Consider the following 18379-nt stretch of genomic DNA (forward strand, 5'->3'; position numbering starts at 1 on the left):
TGGCGCCGGAATTTTACAATATAACATCGGAGATGGAGAACCACGACCCGGGGAAAACGGCTTTAAAATGGTTAAGCGAGCAAGGCGATTATGAGGAAATTTCATACGGAGACCTGCTGGCCGGGGCGAACCGGCTTGCCGGAGGATTGTCCGGGCTCGGATTAAACAAAGGGGACCGCGTGCTGGTGATGATGCCGCGGCATATTAATGCTTACGTAATTTATGTGGCCTGCTTGAAGCTGGGGCTGACGATCATTCCTTCGTCCGAGATGCTGCGGGCCAAGGACTTGGCTTACCGGCTTCGGCACTCCGGGGCGCGGGCGGTCATCGCCTGGCACAATGCGACCGGGGAGGCGGACAACATTGATGAGGAGCTGCCGTCATGGGCATTTCGCATCGCGGTTGCCGGAAGCAACGAAACCGTCCCCGCTCCAGCCGGGTGGGTTATGCTCGATTCATTGATGGACGGGCAGCCGGACACCTTTGAGGCGGTGCGGACTCACCGCGACGATATGGCCATTTTGGCTTATACGTCCGGAACGACCGGCAATCCGAAGGGCGTCGTGCACAGCCATGGGTGGGGTTACGCGCATCTCAGGATCACCTCGGCCTGGCTGGACATTCGAAGCGCCGATACAGTGTGGGCCACAGCCGCGCCGGGCTGGCAAAAATGGATTTGGACCCCGTTCCTGTCGGTGCTGGGGAATGGGGCGACCGGTTTCGTATATCAGGGGACGTTCCAACCGCATCGCTACCTGCAGCTATTGGAGAATTACGGCATTCAGGTCATGTGCTGCACGCCGACCGAATATCGGATCATGTCGAAAACGGACGGGCTAGGCGGTTATAACCTATCCGGCCTGCGCAGCGCCGTTTCCGCCGGGGAGCCGCTAAACGATGAAGTGATCCGGAAATTTCAAGAGGAATTGAACATCACCATTCGCGACGGATACGGGCAAACCGAAAGCACGCTGCTGATCGGCAATCTGAAGGATACTCCGCTTAAGCAGGGATCGATGGGCAAAGCGGTTTCCCCGGGCGTGGCGGAGGTGGTCGACGAGCGGGGAACTCCGCTTCCGGCGGGACAAGTCGGGGATATTGCCGTTCATGTTAGCATGCCGGCTTTGTTTAAAAACTATTACCTGGAGCCGGAGCGGAAGCAACAAAACGTGCGCGGTGAGTATTTTATTACCGGGGACCGGGCGCGAATGGACGAAGAAGGCTATTTCTGGTTCGAGGGGCGCGGCGACGATATCATCATCAGTTCCGGATATACGATCGGGCCGTTTGAAGTCGAAGAAGCGCTGATGAAGCATCCTGCCGTCAAGGAATGCGCCGCCGTGGCGAGTCCCGACGAAATTCGCGGGCATATCGTCAAAGCTTTTGTTGTGCTGAAAGAAGGGGCGGCGGGTTCGCCGCAACTGGTCAAGCAGCTTCAGGCTCATGTCAAAGCGGTGACGGCCCCGTATAAATATCCGCGGAAGATCGAATTTGTCGCTGAACTGCCAAAAACGAATACGGGCAAAATCCGCAGAGTAGAGCTGCGGGAGCGGGAGGAGCGCGCAGCCTTGAAGGTGAAAAGCTCCATTTAAAAAAGAGGACTCCGAACTAGGGCAAGAAGGCCTTGATGTAATTGGGGAAAATCACCGACGACTTCATGAATTCGTTACATGGTAAGAAGGACGGCTCGATGAGATCAAATGCAAAAGCCCCATTTGAATTTCTGCAAATTTCTGCTTTTGGGCGGTTGAAGTGCAAAAATACATCTCATTTGCAGCTATAGGATAAAAAGGTAGCTTATCATAAGAAATGAACTGCATATTTGCAGTTGAACCGCCTGTTTCGGGGATTTTCGACGAAAATCGCATGCCCTTTTGCATTTCGTGCCGCTAGCGTTGCATTTAAGTCTGGCAAGATACATTTTCTGAGCACACCAATGCTCTAACGGTTGCCACAAGCGCTATTTGTTCCAATACCATTGATTTCAAATTGTAACGGTTGCCATGGTGCTTATTTCGCTGAAATCCGGTAATTTTTGCCTTAGATTCAGGCAAATAACGGCGCTCGCAACCGTTAGAATTTAGATAAGGTCTTTTTTCGGCAAATAGCCGCTGCTACAACCGTTTAGATTTCGGATAGCTTTCACGGGAAAGCTTGAGCAAAAGTTAATTCAACGCCAGTGATTTCGTGCCGATTTCCCCTCTTCCTTTTTCCAGCTCCGGGTTCCATCGCTGTTAAATCCATGCTCTATCTGCTTTAAAGTTGGTTTCCGCTGCGGCCTAAGCGGCAGGAGTGTGGGATTGGCAAAAGTTCGAACGCATATTGTCCGGGCCTTTTCCTCAAATTAGTAAGGACCTGCATCTTATCATCTTTTTGGAGGAGGCTAAAACATGGCAAATCCTTATTCCAGCATGCAATCGCAAAACCCGATCTCATCCGCCCAGCAGTCCGTCAAAAAAGCGCACCGGGCCGTAACGCAAGCACAGTCCCATCCGAGCGAAGAAACGGTGGAAAATGCCTATAACGCCATTCACAAAGCGGAGAACGCCATTTCCCAGGCGGATGGGCGCATGAACCCGGAACCGCTGGAACGCGCCAAGGAAGATTTGCAGGAGGATCAGGCCGATTTGGCTGAAGCGGAAAGCCGGCTGCGGTAACGAATGCGGCAGCGAGTATATGGCGAAATCGAAAATGTTACAGAACATGGGTTGACATGAACGCGAATTGCCTTTACTATAGACTCACGCTTAGTTTCCGGCTTAAGGAGCCGGGAAACGGGGGAACCATTTTTTTGGGGCGAATCATTCAGCAATGATTGTAGGGTACCATCTTACCCGAGCCCGTCAGCTAACCTCGTCAGCAGTGGATGGGTCTATATTGCGACATTAAGAGATTTTATTAGGCCCTTTTATAAGGGCCTTTGTCCGTTTTAAGGACCCTGCTGGGTAAGCTTTGTCTTCTCCAAGCGGCGGTCCTTTTTGGTTTGGACAAATATTTCTTATGAGGGGATGAGGAGGAATGAATCAATTGGAAACGTCCGTAATTTTTGATCCAAAGACGGATGCTTACCCTTCCCGGGTTTATGCTGAGCCGAGATGGCTTCCGCGGCAGGATCCCATCGTATATGGCGAGTGGAACGCGGAAAGCGGAATCAGCAAAGAGCATTCGGATTTTTACGCCAAAAACGGTTATCTGTTCCTGGAGAACTTTTTTGGCGGAGCGGAATTAAAGGGCTATCAGGAGAAGGCGCAGCGCTTGCGGGAAGCATCCCGGAACCTTTCATCCGATGAAATTATCCGCCAGCCCGGCGGGGAAGAAGTGCATTCGATCTTTGCGATTCATCGGACCCACCCGGTTTTTCAGGAGTTGTCCCGGCATCCGAGACTGCTCGCGATCGTCGAGCATGTTTTGGGGGGACCAAGCTACATCCATCAGTCGCGGATCAATTACAAGCCGGCATTTACCGGCAAAGAGTTCTACTGGCATTCGGACTTTGAGACCTGGCATGTGGAGGACGGGATGCCCCGGATGCGGGCGCTCAGCTGCTTGATCGCACTGGAAGACAATTATCCGTTTAACGGACCGCTTATGGTCATGCCCGGTTCCCATCAAATCTTCGTGTCGTGCGTCGGCCAGGCGCCTGATGATTGCTCCAAGGAATTCATCGCGCCCGATCAGGCGAGCTTAACCGAGCTGGCGAAGCGCTGCGGCATTGAAACGCCGGTCGGCAAGGCAGGCTCCGTACTGCTGTTCGACTGCAATTTGATGCACGGCTCCAACAGCAACATTACGCCGTACCCGCGCAGCAATATTTTTATGGTCTATAACAGCGTAGCAAACAAACTGGCGGAGCCTTATTTCGGGAAGAAGCCGAGACCCGAATACATGGCGGCCCGCACGGAATTTTAAGAAAAAAAGCCGTCCCGGCAAAATGGCTTTGCGTTGGGACGGCTTTATACATAAAGAAGCGCAAAATATCGCATAGTAAATTCAAACCCCAACCTTCCGGGAAAGGAGTGACCTTTAGGTGAGCAATAAAATTGAAGCCGTACGCGCGGATCATCAAAATTTTGTCGATAAGACCGAAGACGAGGTTAAGGCCGTGCCGGCCACCACGAATGTGAATGAAGCGGTCGAAGCCATTACCGGGCATATCAATAAATACGATGAACCTGAAGAAAAGGAACAAAAGAAATGACGCACCGCCAGAAAAACCCCGGAATTCCGGGGTTTTTTCGCAAGCTACATGTTTAGCGCTTGATTGGCCATTTGCACGTCGTGGGCCAGCAGTTCTTCCAAATTGTACGCCGGATAGTAGCCGTGTCGGTGCATGAAGTTAAATATTTTGGTATGAAGGGCGATGGCGCCAAGCAATTGTTTTTGGAATGTTTCCTTTAATTGAGGAGTAGCCGTCTCCGTAATGGAGGCCGCGTAATTGCGTACGGAGGCTTTGGCGAAGCCAAGCAGGCTGGCCGCGTCAAATCCGGTCATATCGGGCGAAACGTTGCGGGCCATACCAGGCGCCAGCGGATAAAATTTAAGCAGTTCGCGGATATTGTGCTCCAAGGTTTTGATCGTTTCTGCATAAAGCGCTTTTAACTCCGGGTCCATCACCATCGGCAGTTTCTTTTTGAACGCCGCCAAATTGGCGGATTGAAAGGCGACTAGCTCATGCAGCTCCAGTGTTTCATGCCAGGCCAGATGCTCCTGTTTCCATTCGTTATTCACGATCTCACACTCCATAGTTAGAATTGATTCATTATATGCGCAGCGGAACCTTATGGGTATTTGTCCTTGTCTGGGACGATTTTACTCCGGCTTCCGGCAATAATAGAAAACGATGGGGCGCATTCTAAAAGTGATTTACCAAGCAACCGAAAAACAGCGAAGGAGGATACGTTCTCATGGAATTGGCCGCACACGAGGCACAGGATTTGAATGAACTAACGTTAAGCTGCGTTAACTCGATTACGAACATGGCGTGTTTCTTAAACCAAGCGCAGGACCCTGAACTGAAGGCGATCCTGCAAAAACATCTTCCGCTTCATTTTCAGGACTACAACATGAAGGTGGAGTATTTAAGCAAGGCGGAAGGGGCCAGCGGGAAACTGGCCATCCCGGATTTGCAGCCGGTCCTGCAATCCTTTACCGAGGCGTCTGCGTCGCCTGTTCCGGTCACGCCGAGAACCTCGATTCAGCAGTTCAACGACCGGGAAATCGCCACCGCTTATTTGCTGACTTTGAAACGGGCGGGCAGGGAGTACGCTTGGGCGGCCATGGAGATGAGCCATCCCGACATCCGCAGCTTCCTGGAGCATGCCTTCTGCATGTGCTCGCACCACGCTTATGACGTATGGCAATGGATGGTAAAAAAAGGCTATTATCCGTTAGAAGCGGCTCCGATGTCGACGATGAATACGCTCGGCGCTTTTTATCAGAAAGTGCAGGAGCCGGCGGCGGTTCATTAGCAACTCGGCGGAGCATAGCGAAAGAAAAAGAGCGGTTACCAAGGAAACCAATGACCTGGCGCACCCGCTCTTTTTTCATGGGATCGGCAATTGGAAACATTGTTTTTGTGGTACAATGTCAGCGGATGCGGGCGCATTCAATTCCACTGCCAAGTGCAAAGAAGGTGCTGTTATTGGCCGCGATTTTTCATTACAACCCGGACCGTCCGTTCCGCGATTCACCGGAGCTGTATTTATGCTATTGGGGCAAGGAAGCCTGCGCTCCCCAGCATTCGTTCGGCCCGGGCGTACGGGACGTTTATAAGATCCACTTTGTCCATGAGGGAAAGGGGAGCGTTCGCGTGGAGGACGGCGAGACGCTGACGCTGACGGCGGGCCAGGCGTTTATCGCTTATCCTGAGCGGGTCGTCTTTTACCAGGCAGACGCCGCAAGGCCCTGGGTTTATTCCTGGATCGCCTTTTGCGGCGATCAGGCGGGAGAAATTCTGGCGCGAACCCGTGTGACCGCGGAGCAGCCGGTGTTCCCCATGGATACCCGTTTGATGCCGAAGCTGTACGAGCTTTTGAACGAGGCCGAGGAGCAGGCGGCCACCCGCGATTTGCGTTTGCGGGTCTTGCTGAACGAGTTTTTCTCGGTCATGGTGGAGCTGGCTCCGGCTTCCGCGCCGGGTCAAGCGGCGGTTCAAGCGCAGGCGAAAGACGCTTACATCCACCGCTGCCTTGATTTTCTGCACAGCCATTACGGCGAGGAGATTTCCGTCGGCCAGCTGGCGGCGGTCGTTGGGCTGGACCGCAAATATTTGTCGGCCATCTTTAATAACCGCGCCGGCAGAAGCGGCTTGAAGCTGCCCGCCATATCCCTCGGATTATGGCATAATTTCGGCGGCATCGATGTTTTGGAAAACGGGCGGGCGATGCTGCGCCGGGCGTTTGACCTCGGCATTACGCATTTTGATCTGGCCAACAACTACGGCCCGCCGCCGGGGTCGGCGGAGGAAACGTTCGGCAGGGTGCTCAGGGAAGACTTCCGCCCTTACCGTGACGAATTGATCATCTCCACCAAAGCGGGCTACTACATGTGGCCGGGACCTTACGGGGAATGGGGCTCCAAAAAATATCTCGTCTCCAGTCTGGATCAGAGTCTCAAACGGATGGGCCTCGAATTTGTCGATATTTTTTACCACCATCGCCCTGATCCGGATACACCGTTGGAGGAAACGATGTCCGCGCTCGACCTCGTCGTGCGTCAAGGGAAAGCGCTTTATGTCGGGCTGTCCAATTATCGGCCGGAAGAAACTCGCGCGGCAGCGAAAATCCTCAAAGAGCTCGGCACGCCATGCGTGATTCATCAGCCCAGCTATTCGATGATGAACCGCTGGATCGAGGAGGGGCTGCAGGATGTTTTGCAGGAAGAGGGGATCGGTTCGATCGTTTTTTCGCCGTTGGAAAAAGGCATCCTGACCGACCGCTACTTAGGCGGGATCGCGCCGGATTCCCGGGCGGCCGGGCCCAGCGTATTCCTGCGTGCGGAGGATTTGACCGCGGAGCGGATCGGCCAGGTGAAGCGGCTTAACGATTTGGCCGCAGCAAGGGGGCAAAAGCTGTCGCAAATGGCGCTCTCCTGGGTGCTGCGGGGCGGCAAGGTGACCTCGGCGCTCATCGGCGCGAGCAAGGTCAGCCAGATCGAAGACGCGGTTCTTGCGCTGCGAAACACCTCGTTCAGCGCTGAAGAGCTGGGCCAAATCGACGAGATTTTAGGTTATTAGATTGTAACGAAAAGCACCGCTCCTGAAGATCAGTCCGGGGGAGGTGCTTTTTTTGCGGGCAATAATTTATTCCGCCGTATTGAGTTGTCCTCCGGTTAACCTTTATAATATGACGAGTGTATCTTTTTGCGAGAAAGGTGTAGTTTCATGAGCATATTGAATGTAGAAAAGCTAAGCCACGGGTTTGGCGACCGGGCTATTTTTAACGATGTGTCCTTCCGGCTGCTGAAAGGCGAGCATATCGGCCTGATCGGGGCCAACGGCGAAGGCAAATCCACCTTCATGAACATCATTACGGGCAAGCTCCAGCCCGATGAAGGCAAAATCGAGTGGGCGCGCCGGACGCGCGTCGGCTATTTGGATCAGCATGCGGTGCTGAGCAAGGGCATGACGATCCGCGACGTGCTGCGCGGGGCGTTTCAGTATCTGTTCGACTTGGAGCAGGAAATGAACGACATGTATGCGAAAATGGGCGAGGTGTCGCCGGAGGAGCTTGAGCGGCTGCTGGAGGAGGTCGGCACGATTCAGGATACGCTGACGAACCAGGACTTCTACATGATCGACGCGAAAGTCGAAGAGACCGCGCGGGGACTCGGGTTGACCGATATCGGGCTGGATAAGGACGTAAACGATTTGAGCGGCGGGCAACGGACGAAAGTGCTGCTGGCCAAGCTGCTGTTGGAGAAGCCGGACATTCTGCTGCTGGACGAACCGACGAACTATCTGGACGAGCAGCATATCGAATGGCTCAAACGCTACCTGCAGGAATACGAAAATGCGTTTATTTTGATTTCGCACGACATTCCGTTTTTGAACAGCGTCATTAACTTGATCTATCATATGGAGAATCAAGAGCTGACCCGTTATGCCGGCGATTACCATCATTTCCAGCAGGTATATGAGGCTAAAAAACAGCAGCTGGAGGCCGCCTATAAGCGCCAGCAGCAGGAAATCGCCGACCTGAAGGATTTCGTCGCCCGCAACAAGGCGAGCGTCGCGACCCGGAACATGGCGATGTCCAGGCAAAAGAAGCTGGACAAGATGGAGATCATCGAACTGGCCAGGGAAAAGCCGAAGCCGCAGTTTAATTTCAAGGATGCGAGAACGTCCGGGAAGCTGATCTTCGAAACGGCGGATTTGGTGATCGGCTATGATTCGCCGCTCTCGAAGCCGCTGAACCTGCGCATGGAACGCGGGCAGAAAATCGCCCTGGTCGGGGCCAACGGGATCGGGAAAACGACGCTGCTGCGCAGCATTCTCGGGCAGATTCCGGCGCTATCCGGGTCCGTGCACCTCGGCGATCTCCTGGAAATCGGTTATTTTGAGCAGGAGATGAAAGAAGCGAACTACAACACGTGCATTGAGGAAATTTGGGACGAGTTCCCGTCGTTTACGCAGTTTGAGGTGCGCGCCGCGTTGGCCAAATGCGGCCTTACGACGAAGCATATCGAGAGCAAAATCGCCGTGCTGAGCGGGGGGGAGAAAGCCAAAGTCCGCCTGTGCAAGCTGATTAACCGCGAGACGAATTTGCTGGTGCTCGACGAACCGACGAACCACTTGGACGTGGACGCGAAGGATGAATTGAAGCGGGCGCTTATTGCGTATAAGGGGAGCATTTTGCTCATTTCCCACGAACCGGAGTTTTACCGCGACGTTGTGACGGAAACGTGGAACTGCGAAGCGTGGACGACGAAGATGCTGTAAGCGGAAGACACTAACGGCATTCAGTAGAAACGGCTTGCTCTTTTACAGAGGGCGGGCTGTTTTTATTGTAATAAGGGCGAAAGAACAGTCATACAAGCGGGCAGCCTCATATACCGTAATGAAGCTAAAAACCTATAGTGAGGTGAATCTATAAATGAGCTGCCATTGCTGCCCGCCCGTAACGATCGTTGCGCCGACGCAGGTCATCGTCCAAGATATCTACGACCCCCAGCTTGTCCAAGTCATCCATCCGATAAACATAGTGACTCGACGTCATTGCGTTCCCGTTTACGAGCATCTGGTCAAATACAATGTCGTTAGTGAGGCGCCCAAGGCGGCGGTTTGTTCCACGGCTCCGCGGCGGAAAAGAAGAAAGCGGTAATGCTCTCCCTTCTTAAACAGCCCTACTGCGTATTAAGGTAGGGTTGTTTTTTATGGAGTTCCCCAGTCAAAAACAGCGATTGCAAGAATAGTCCACAGCTTGAAAAAAATCGGTTATAATAGATAGGTACTAAACATAGAAAGTGGGAACAGTATGGGCCGCAAATGGAACAATATTAAGGAGAAAAAAGCTTCGAAAGACGCCAACACAAGCCGGATTTACGCAAAATTCGGGGTTGAAATTTATGTAGCCGCCAAGAAGGGCGAACCGGATCCGGAATCGAACCGCGCCTTGAAAGTCGTTCTGGAACGGGCCAAAACCTACAATGTGCCTAAAGCGATCATCGACCGCGCTCTGGATAAAGCGAAAGGCAGCTCGGAGGAAACCTATCAGGAGCTCCGTTACGAAGGCTTTGGACCAAACGGGTCGATGGTCATTGTCGATACGTTGACCAACAACGTGAACCGGACGGCGCCGGAGGTGCGTTCCGCATTCAACAAAAACGGCGGGAATATGGGCGTCAGCGGTTCGGTATCCTATATGTTTGACGCCACCGCGGTGATCGGCATGGAAGGAAAAACGATCGACGAAGTGTTCGAAATCCTGATGGAAGCCGATGTCGAGGTACGCGATATCGTAGAAGAGGATGATTCGGTCATCGTATACGCCGAACCGGATCAATTCCACGCGGTGCAGGAAGCGTTCAAAAACGCAGGGATCACCGAGTTTACCGTGGCCGAGCTGACGATGCTGCCGCAAAACTATGTGACGCTTCCGAAAGAGGCCGAAGCGCAATTCGAGAAGCTGATCGATGCGCTGGAAGATTTGGAAGATGTCCAGCAAGTCTATCATAATGTCGAATTTGAAGACTGAACGAAACAAGATGAAGGATGCACACCTCGGGGAGTTGAGCGTCTCAAGTGGCGTGCTTTGGATGGAAACAGGCTGACAAGGAGGATTACCTTGGACAGCCTGTTTGCTTTTCTTGAGCTGCATTTTCCGCTAAAATAATTGACAGTCGGCTGCTGGAACGGCGACCCGCCGTCGACGAACCTTCAGCCTTCAAAATAGCGGAACTTTATATACTTATTATCCGGAGCCAGGCAGGTTCATCCCCATTAGCGCCATTTTTTGTCCTTATTTTCCTAGGAATGGCCCAGAAGCGGGGATTTCGGTAGCGATTCAAGCAAATAGGGACATAAATTACCTCTATTTCTCTTTGAACAGGGGAGAACGCCGGAATAACGCCCTTTTTGGCCCTTATATTTTGCGCTGAGGTTTTTCAGGTGCAGTTTCGTAAAACGGAATTGATATATCGCAATTCGGATATATGATTTTAGGAGGAACATGATGAACAACGGGGCTTTGGGCGCCGGCCATTTAATGGAAACCGAAATCGTGCCGCTCGGAGATACCGCTCTGGTCGTAAAGCTTGGAGAGGCGATTCATCCGGCGGTGAATCAAAAAGTCAGGCAACTCGCCGATTATCTTGAAAAAAATCCGTTCCGGTGGATGGTGGAGTACGTTCCCGCCTTTACTTCGGTAACTCTATATTACGACATCATGCGGCTGCTGTCGGAGCTTGGCGGAACTAGAGAACAGGAGGAGGTCGTTTATCCGTTCGAGCTCGCTGCCGCTTTCGTTCGAGATGAGCTGCGAAAGCTTGAGGGCACCGGCCTTCCGCCGTCGAGAGTGATTCAAATTCCGGTTTGCTATGGCGGAGAATTGGGCCCGGATTTAACCGAAGTGGCGGAGCATCACGGTCTAACGCCCGAAGAAGTCATTGAGATACATACTTCGGCCGATTACCTGGTTTATATGCTTGGCTTCGCTCCCGGATTTGCCTATTTGGGAGGCATGTCGGAACGTATAGCGACACCGCGGAGACAGACGCCGAGACTGTCGATTCCGGCGGGTACGGTCGGCATTGCGGGGGATCAGACCGGCGTGTATCCGCTCGAAACGCCGGGCGGCTGGCAGCTCATCGGCAGAACGCCGATCGAGCTGTTCCGGCCGGGGCAAATGCCGCCAACCTTGCTGGGGGCGGGCGATACGGTACGCTTTTATCCGATATCCCGGGGGCAATTTGACGCTTGGGAGGAGGTTACAAGGTGAGCCTCTTGATCCATAAACCCGGCCTGCTGACGACAGTGCAGGATTTGGGCCGATACGGCACGCAAAAATACGGCGTCATCGTCAGCGGAGCGATGGATGCCTTCGCCTTGCGCATCGCGAATCTGCTCGTTGGCAATGAGGAGGGGGCAGCCGGGCTCGAGATTACGATGATGGGCCCGGAGATCCTGTTCGAGCAAACGGCGTTAATCTCGATTTGCGGCGGGGATTTGTCGCCCAAGCTAAACGGAGTATCGTTTCCGGGCTGGCGGACCGTTCTGGCCCCCAAAGGTTCCGTACTCACCTTCGGGCCCATGAAGCAAGGCTGCAGAGCTTACTTGGCCGTCGGCGGCGGATTGGAGGTGCCGGTGCAAATGAACAGCCGCTCCACCTATTTGCGGGCCGGTATTGGGGGATATGGCGGGCGAGCGCTGGCCAAAGGCGACAGGCTTCCGGTCGGGAACATGTGCATGCGGAGCCTGAATTTGCTGGCCTTGCTGGCCCGGAAGGCGGAGAATAGCGCGGGCGCCGTCAGCCGCTGGTCGATTTCCGCCGATCTTATCCCTCCCTACGAGCCGAATCCGACGGTCCGGGTGATCGCGGGAGAGCAATACGATTTGTTCCGGGAAGAGAGCAAAACGTTATTCGTAAGCGAACCGTTTGAGGTGTTGCCGCAGTCCGACCGGATGGGATACCGTTTCAAGGGGCCCGAGCTCAAGCTGGAGAAAAACGAGGAGATGGTCTCCTCGGCCGTTACGATGGGAACGGTACAGGTGCCGCCTGATGGCCATCCGATCGTGCTGATGGCCGACCGCCAGACGTCCGGAGGGTATCCGAAAATCGCCCAGGTGGCTTCCGCGGATTTGCCGCTGCTCGCCCAAGTGAATTTGGGCGGGAAGGTGAGTTTCCAGATAATCAGCTTAAGAGAAGCGCAGCGGCAGCTCGTCGAACGCGAAAAAGCCGTCCTTACTTTGCGCCGGGGACTCGACCTTTTGCAGCAGCAGAAGTAAACCGAATCGTTGAACAACCTATCGAAAGAGAGGCGAATGAACCATGAGCGTGGTGGACTTGAATTGCGACATGGGAGAAAGTTTTGGCGCTTATAAAATCGGCAGTGACAGCAAGGTGCTGAAGTATGTGACCTCCGCCAATATCGCCTGCGGTTTTCACGCCGGGGATCCGTCGATGATGCACCAAACCGTAAAGCTGGCCTTGGAAAGCGGAGCTGCGCTCGGCGCCCATCCGGGACTGCCGGATCTTGCCGGCTTCGGCCGCCGGGAGATGAATATTTCCCCTCAGGAAGCTTGCGACATGGTCGTGTACCAAATCGGCGCTTTGTGGGGATTCGTGCGTGCGGAAGGCGCAAAGCTGCAGCATGTGAAGCCGCACGGGGCCCTATACAATATGGCGGCCCGCAATGCCGGGCTGGCTGAAGCGATCGCCGAGGCGGTTTACAAAGTCGATCCCGAGCTGATTTTGTTCGGCCTGGCCGGAAGCGAATTGATTCAAGCCGGGCAAAAAGCGGGGCTGCGCACTGCAAGCGAGGTGTTCTCCGACCGTACTTACCAGTCCGACGGTTCACTGACGCCCCGCAGACAGCCTGATGCTTTGATTACCGATGAGCAAAAATCGGTCAACCAGGTGATTCGCATGGTGGCTGAAGGCAAAGTAATGTCCCGGCAGAACGTGGACGTGCCGATCCGGGCCGATACGATATGCATTCATGGCGACGGCGCGCATGCCGTGGAATTTGCCGGCAAAATCCGCAGCTCTCTCACGAAAGCGGGGATCGTCGTTCAGCCGATCGGTGTGACGCTCGGACGAAGCGAGCAGGGGTGAGAAGAACCTCGCCGACGGCGAGGTCCTTTGTTCCGTGCAATCCCATGCGTTGGATGCGCGGGAGGGATGCGTTTGGGGCTTAATCCCGCAGTTAGAGTCAGATTGTTATGGAACTTATTTCAAGGTTAGAACCGACTCTTCCCCTTCTTTCATGCGCAAAAGCACTGAGTTTTCGGCACCTTCTAAACTGTGGTAGTCTAAACCTATGGACACTGCTCTAACGGACCCAAATGACTTTTTGCTTCTAAACGAGCTCACCCGGCCGATTCGAGGGAAATAACGTCATCTCGGTCCGTTACATTTGGCAAACCTCCATTTTTTTGCGGATAGAGCCTTAGGAGTCCCTTAGCTCCCCGTTTCCCCGCTTCTTCAGGTTCCGCTTCTCCTGTCACCTCTACACCCGCACTTCGTCCTTTAATCCGCCGGAAATTTTATACGCTATCATATTGAAAAAATCCGGGCGGCCATTCAAGGCCCCGGCATATTTTGGCCAAAGACCGCGTACTGTTTAACGGCGATAAAATCGCGGCCGACGCGGCCGAAACGATAGAACCTGCCGAATTGACACGGATGGAGATGACCTGAGTATGGAGGAGATAACCCGCTCGCTGCTCGCTTGCCGGACGGAAGGACGGCGCTGCGCCGTGGCTGCGGTGATCGAGGTGGACGGCTCCGCTTACCGCCGCGAAGGGGCGCGCTGCCTTATCCACGAGGATGGGGAAGTGACGGGTATCCTCAGCGGCGGCTGCATCGAGGAGGATTTGCGCGGGCACGCCGCGGAGGTGCTGCGTTCCGGCGAGCCGCTAAAGCTGTTCTACGACTTCCGGGTCAAAGGCGACGGCGTTTGGGGGCTTGGGCTCGGCTGCAACGGTGCGATCACCGTTTGGCTGGAGCCGTTTGATCCGGTGCGCGCTCCCGAGGCGGCGGACCGGATTTTATCCGACCTGCTGGGGCGTGCGGAAACGCGGGAGCCCTACGAGGCGGTGACGGTGATCGTTTCCTCCGATCCCGTCGCCGTTCCGCCGGGCACGCGCGGGGTTAGCCCCAGCGGGGCGTACGCCGGCCGGCTTGACGGCGGCCGGACGGCCGGGCTGGTGCGAGACGTACGCGGCAGCTCCCGGCTGGAGCTGCTGGTCGAACGCATCGCACCGCGCCCGGAACTGGTCATCGTCGGCGCCGGCGACGATGCCCGCGTGCTCTGCAGCATGGCGAAAATGCTGCAGTGGCGCGTCACCGTCGCCTACCATGCGACGGAAAAAGCGGGCAAAAGCCGGTTCCCGGAGGCGGACGAACTGCTGATCATTCCGCGCCTTGCCTTTGACCAAGTGGACGTCAAAGGCAAATTCGTGGTGGTCATGTCGCACAATCTCGACTTGGACCGCGAAGCGGTGCGAAAGATGCTTACGCCGGAGGTGGCTTATCTGGGGCTCGTCGGCTCGAGATACCGGCTGGAAAGAATATTGGAGCATATGGGGCCCGGGCGGGAACATCCGCATAAGGCAGATGAAGCAGACGGAAGCCTTGGCGAAGCCGGGGAGCAGGGAACGGAGCAGGAGACGGAGCAGGGTGAAGCGCAGCGCAGCGGCATAGACCGCAGCCTCTTGGATAAGCTGTATTCCCCCGTTGGCCTGGATATCGGGGCGGCTACGCCACAGGAGATCGCCATGAGCATCCTTGCGGAAATGTTGGCCTGCCGAAACGGCAAGCCCGGGGGATTTCTACGCAACCGTAAAGGGCTGCGCGCGGCATCCTCGGCCGCGCAGGTTGCCGAAGCGTGCCTTGCGCCGCGGGATCTCTGCCAAACTTCGGAGACTACTTGCCATGTCTGACTGGGCAAACGCCGTCTGGGCGTTGATTCTCGCCGGCGGGGCGTCGGCGCGGATGGGCCGGCCCAAGCTGCTGCTTCCGGCGCCCCAAGGCAATGTGCTTAAGCAAACGGTATATCAGGCGTTGTCTTCCGGCAGCTGCCGGGTGGCGGTTATCGCCGCCGCAAACGGCCCGGTCAAGCGGAAGCACCTGGAGGTCCGGCCGGTGCTGCGGGCGGGAGCCGGGGGCATGATGACAGCGGGAGCGGCCGATGTTCGACCGGATTTGGCGGAGGTTACCGAATGGCTTGAAACGGATGCTTCAGCACGGGGGCTCGGCGCATCGCTGGCCGCCGGCGTGCGGCAGCTGTCGGCGCGCCATTCAATGCAGGCCATCCTGGTGCTGCTTGGCGATCAGCCGGAAATAAAGCCCGATTCGATCCGCCGGGTGACCGGTACGTTCCGGGAAACCAGAGCATGGATCGTTCAGGCCCGTTATGAGGATCGTCCGGCCCATCCGGTGCTGTTTGCCGCCCCGCTGTTTGCCGAACTGACCGCGCTGAACGGCGACGTGGGCGCCAAAGACCTTCTGCGCAAATTTAACGATCGCATTGTATATTCCGCTGTCCCCGGTCCGGCGCCGGGTGATATCGACACGCCGGAGGACTATCGAAGTTATGTGCGGAATGCTTTTTCCAAAACTTGATTTGCCGGGAGAGAGACGTTATTCTTAGGTCAATCCATGTTAGGAGTGATGTAAGATGGAGCTCACATACCGGTTTGATCCCGAGCGTCTCGAGATCCGCGAAACGGCGGGCGATGCCGATGTGGAGTTTGAGATTACCTTCCTGCAGAAGGAGCCTGTGCTGGCAAAAATGCGGGACGTGCAGAAGCAGTTCGAGGAAAACGACGTCTACACGGATGTTTTGTTCTACATGAATGAAGGTCGGGAGCAGCAATACAAGGTGGTTGTTCGCAAGGATTTTTACACGGACTTTATTTTGGCGCTGCTGAAACACCAGCTTTTGACCCGGGTGGAATGGACGTAAACACAAAAACAGAAGATCGCCGCTTCCAGCGCCTTTCTGGCCTGAATGGGGCGATCTTCTGTTTTTGTTGGCACGAGAAGCGATTACCCGATGGCCGTAGCTGTAAAAACGATCGGACCTACAACTCTTGCCGCGGCATTGTTGTCTTGATTTTCCACGATTAACTGGTAGTTTTGCGTACCGAGCGGAGCTTGCTCTACCATATTCACGGTGATCAGGCCCCAATCGTTAAAGAGATCTTCCAATTCCACGAGCCCGTAAAATATTTCCGTACCCGCCCTCCAAATCCGCACCAAAATATTCGGGGTATCGGCTAACGCCTCGACGCCGACCGTGGCTTTCAGTTCCACCCGGTTGTTAAATGAAGCGGGGTTTGCCGGATCAATGAACACCGAGACGGCGGCGATTTGGACACCGGCCGGTGAAATAGGGATCGGGATCGCCGGACCGACATTGGTTGCGGGCGAAACTACCGATGCATTGTAATCCAGTAATGTTCTTGCCATAGGACTATCATCTCCTTTGGTTTTCTGCTTTTATTTTATGTTGCTAAACGACGCTCGTTTGGATAAAGGTAGCGGTTCAGTTGACTCAATTTGGTAAGCCAAGCAGGTAGGCGTGGATCATTCCCGCAAGTTTTTAGCCGCTTTAGCCCGCAAAAAAAAGGCCGCCTCCGGCTGCTTGCCGATAGGAAGCCGTTTATCATCATGGAAAGTTGTTAGCGAAGGCCTACTGCGAACGCAGCTGTTCGCCGCGAACGGCGCGTTTGGCCGACCATAGACGCCAGCCCGTCAGCACCGCGGCCACCAGGCAGATGGTCGCCGAGGTCATAAAGACGACGTGCATGCCGGAGAGGAACAGATCGGGGCGCCCCGGCACCAGTCCCGTAACCCGCTGGCCGGCGAGGCTGCTCATGACGCCAAACAAGGTCGTGGTGGCGACGGTAATCCCGACCACCATGCCGACGTTGCGCACAAGCGAGTTGATGCTGCCGGCGATCCCCAGCTGCGTTCTCGGCACCTTGGACATCACCAGCGAATTGTTGGGCGATTGGAACAAGCCGCTTCCAAGACCGAGCATCCCGATCCATACGCCGACCAGGAAAATAGGGCTGCTCCCGTGAAGACCGGCGAGGCCAACCTGGGCGATGACCATCACGATCAGGCCGGCGAAGGTGAGCAGCTCGGAACCGATTTTGTCCGACAGCGCGCCGCTGAGCGGAGCGACGATCACCATCACGATCGGGAACAACATCATCAGCAGCCCGGCATGCGATGGGGAAAGGTTCAAAATGCTCTGTGTATAAAAAGGTGCGATAATATTAAAACAAAAATTGGCGACAAAAACGAGAAATCCGCACAGGATGCTTAGGCTGAACAGCGGATTTTTAAACAGCGACAGCTGCAGCATCGGTTCGGTCTTGCGCGTTTCGATCCAGAGAAAAACGATAAACACCACGGCCGCAATGATCAGGGCGGCGATAATACGCGGGTCGCGGTAGCCGATCTGCTGTCCCAGCAGCAAGCCGGAGAACAAGGCGAGAATAAATAAAGGGAACAGCAGGCTGCCGGCTTTGTCGATTTTTACCCCCAGCTTGGTGCGGTCCGCAGGCAGCGTTCTCCAGCCGATCACGATGGCGATGAGCCCTACCGGAATGTTGACCCAGAAAATATATTCCCAACCGAGCGCGGACACGATGACGCCGCCCAAGCTTGGTCCGGCGATGCTGCCCAAAGATACGAACGTGCCGATCAGCCCCAACGCCCGCCCCCGTTCCGTAGCCGGAAAAATATCCGTGATAATGCCCTGGTTGTTGGCCATCGTCATCGACGCCCCCAACGCTTGGATCAACCGCGAGCCGACCAGCATCGTCAATGAAGAGCTGAACCCGCAAAGCAGCGAACCCACGGTAAAGATAATCATGCCCCACTTGAAAACTTTGATTTTTCCGACGATGTCCCCCAGCTTGCCGAAAAAAAGAATCGCCGCGCAGATCATCATTAAGTAGGCGGTGACCACCCATTCGGCCTCGGCAACCTGCAGATCAAGCTGCTTAGAAATAACGGGGAGGGCGATGTTAACGATGCTGCCGTCGAGCGTCGACATAAACGTAAACAGATTCAGCACGACGAGAATAAGCCAGCGCCGCTTTTGGATTTGCGGATCCTCCTGATAGGATACCGGAGCGCCCATACTTTCCGTTTTCATACAAACTACACCTCTCTTGTTCGGTAAACCCAAAGATTGCATTTGT

General features: G+C 54.9%; 18 protein-coding genes, 1 pseudogene and 1 riboswitch. Of the genes and pseudogenes, 16 read left to right on the top strand and 3 right to left on the bottom strand.

What is annotated here, in order from left to right:
* Window positions 1–32 precede the first annotated feature (32 nt).
* The 4 genes from DYE26_RS05025 (at window position 33) to DYE26_RS33285 (ending at window position 4198) form a co-directional block, all read left to right on the top strand.
* Complete coding sequence (locus DYE26_RS05025) at window positions 33–1592, top strand: acetate--CoA ligase (protein ID WP_051985863.1); 1560 nt, start codon at window positions 33–35, stop codon at window positions 1590–1592.
* Between the two features lie 798 nt (window positions 1593–2390).
* Window positions 2391–2657, top strand: a complete 267-nt coding sequence (locus tag DYE26_RS05030) for a hypothetical protein (protein WP_036622724.1) — start codon at window positions 2391–2393, stop codon at window positions 2655–2657.
* Window positions 2658–2734: 77 nt separating this feature from the next.
* A riboswitch (cyclic di-AMP (ydaO/yuaA leader) is annotated at window positions 2735–2877 on the top strand.
* Between the two features lie 141 nt (window positions 2878–3018).
* Entirely contained in the window at window positions 3019–3909 is an 891-nt protein-coding gene (locus DYE26_RS05035; RefSeq protein ID WP_036622727.1) for a phytanoyl-CoA dioxygenase family protein, read from the top strand.
* Window positions 3910–4027: 118 nt separating this feature from the next.
* Window positions 4028–4198, top strand: a complete 171-nt coding sequence (locus DYE26_RS33285) for a hypothetical protein (protein WP_155619422.1) — start codon at window positions 4028–4030, stop codon at window positions 4196–4198.
* Window positions 4199–4242: 44 nt separating this feature from the next.
* Here the strand turns inward: DYE26_RS33285 and DYE26_RS05040 are convergent, their stop codons facing one another.
* Complete coding sequence (locus DYE26_RS05040) at window positions 4243–4728, bottom strand: spore coat protein (RefSeq protein ID WP_036622729.1); 486 nt, start codon at window positions 4726–4728, stop codon at window positions 4243–4245.
* 176 nt (window positions 4729–4904) lie between these two features.
* Here DYE26_RS05040 and DYE26_RS05045 point away from each other — a divergent pair, with 176 nt between their 5' ends.
* From DYE26_RS05045 to DYE26_RS05095, 12 genes and pseudogenes are all read left to right on the top strand, one after another.
* Window positions 4905–5468: a spore coat protein gene (locus tag DYE26_RS05045; protein ID WP_036622731.1), complete on the top strand. Its 564-nt coding sequence runs from the start codon at window positions 4905–4907 to the stop codon at window positions 5466–5468.
* A gap of 125 nt (window positions 5469–5593) precedes the next feature.
* Window positions 5594–6085 (top strand): annotated as a pseudogene (locus DYE26_RS34035) (AraC family ligand binding domain-containing protein); the annotation flags it as partial.
* 168 nt (window positions 6086–6253) lie between these two features.
* A complete protein-coding gene (locus DYE26_RS33820; protein WP_036628095.1) occupies window positions 6254–7234 on the top strand; it encodes an aldo/keto reductase in 981 nt (326 codons plus the stop codon).
* A gap of 147 nt (window positions 7235–7381) precedes the next feature.
* A complete protein-coding gene (locus DYE26_RS05055; RefSeq protein WP_036622733.1) occupies window positions 7382–8938 on the top strand; it encodes an ABC-F family ATP-binding cassette domain-containing protein in 1557 nt (518 codons plus the stop codon).
* 154 nt (window positions 8939–9092) lie between these two features.
* Window positions 9093–9320, top strand: a complete 228-nt coding sequence (locus DYE26_RS05060) for a hypothetical protein (RefSeq protein ID WP_082207763.1) — start codon at window positions 9093–9095, stop codon at window positions 9318–9320.
* Between the two features lie 153 nt (window positions 9321–9473).
* Window positions 9474–10193, top strand: coding sequence for a YebC/PmpR family DNA-binding transcriptional regulator (locus tag DYE26_RS05065; protein WP_036622735.1), 720 nt, complete (start codon window positions 9474–9476; stop codon window positions 10191–10193).
* Between the two features lie 477 nt (window positions 10194–10670).
* Window positions 10671–11435, top strand: a complete 765-nt coding sequence (pxpB, locus tag DYE26_RS05070; protein ID WP_227872779.1) for a 5-oxoprolinase subunit PxpB — start codon at window positions 10671–10673, stop codon at window positions 11433–11435.
* Window positions 11432–12442: a 5-oxoprolinase subunit C family protein gene (locus DYE26_RS05075; RefSeq protein ID WP_036622737.1), complete on the top strand. Its 1011-nt coding sequence runs from the start codon at window positions 11432–11434 to the stop codon at window positions 12440–12442. The genes pxpB and DYE26_RS05075 overlap by 4 nt, the downstream gene beginning before the upstream one ends.
* A 43-nt stretch (window positions 12443–12485) precedes the next feature.
* Window positions 12486–13271 carry a LamB/YcsF family protein gene (locus tag DYE26_RS05080; protein ID WP_036622739.1) on the top strand — a complete coding sequence of 262 codons (786 nt, stop codon included), beginning with the start codon at window positions 12486–12488 and terminating at the stop codon, window positions 13269–13271.
* A 587-nt stretch (window positions 13272–13858) separates the two neighbouring features.
* A complete protein-coding gene (locus DYE26_RS05085) occupies window positions 13859–15100 on the top strand; it encodes an XdhC family protein (RefSeq protein WP_036622741.1) in 1242 nt (413 codons plus the stop codon).
* A complete protein-coding gene (locus tag DYE26_RS05090) occupies window positions 15093–15782 on the top strand; it encodes a nucleotidyltransferase family protein (protein WP_036622743.1) in 690 nt (229 codons plus the stop codon). Before DYE26_RS05085 ends, DYE26_RS05090 begins: the two co-directional genes overlap by 8 nt.
* Window positions 15783–15837: 55 nt before the next feature.
* Window positions 15838–16125 (top strand): hypothetical protein, encoded by a 288-nt coding sequence (locus DYE26_RS05095; RefSeq protein ID WP_036622746.1) that lies wholly within the window; start codon window positions 15838–15840, stop codon window positions 16123–16125.
* A gap of 83 nt (window positions 16126–16208) precedes the next feature.
* Here DYE26_RS05095 and DYE26_RS05100 read toward each other — a convergent pair whose 3' ends face one another.
* Window positions 16209–16631 (bottom strand): hypothetical protein, encoded by a 423-nt coding sequence (locus tag DYE26_RS05100; RefSeq protein WP_051985421.1) that lies wholly within the window; start codon window positions 16629–16631, stop codon window positions 16209–16211.
* Between the two features lie 223 nt (window positions 16632–16854).
* Window positions 16855–18333, bottom strand: coding sequence for an MFS transporter (locus DYE26_RS05105; protein WP_082207764.1), 1479 nt, complete (start codon window positions 18331–18333; stop codon window positions 16855–16857).
* Window positions 18334–18379: the final 46 nt, after the last annotated feature.

Origin of the sequence: Paenibacillus macerans, from assembly GCF_900454495.1 — a bacterium.
GTDB classification, from domain to species: Bacteria; Bacillota; Bacilli; order Paenibacillales; family Paenibacillaceae; genus Fontibacillus; species Fontibacillus macerans.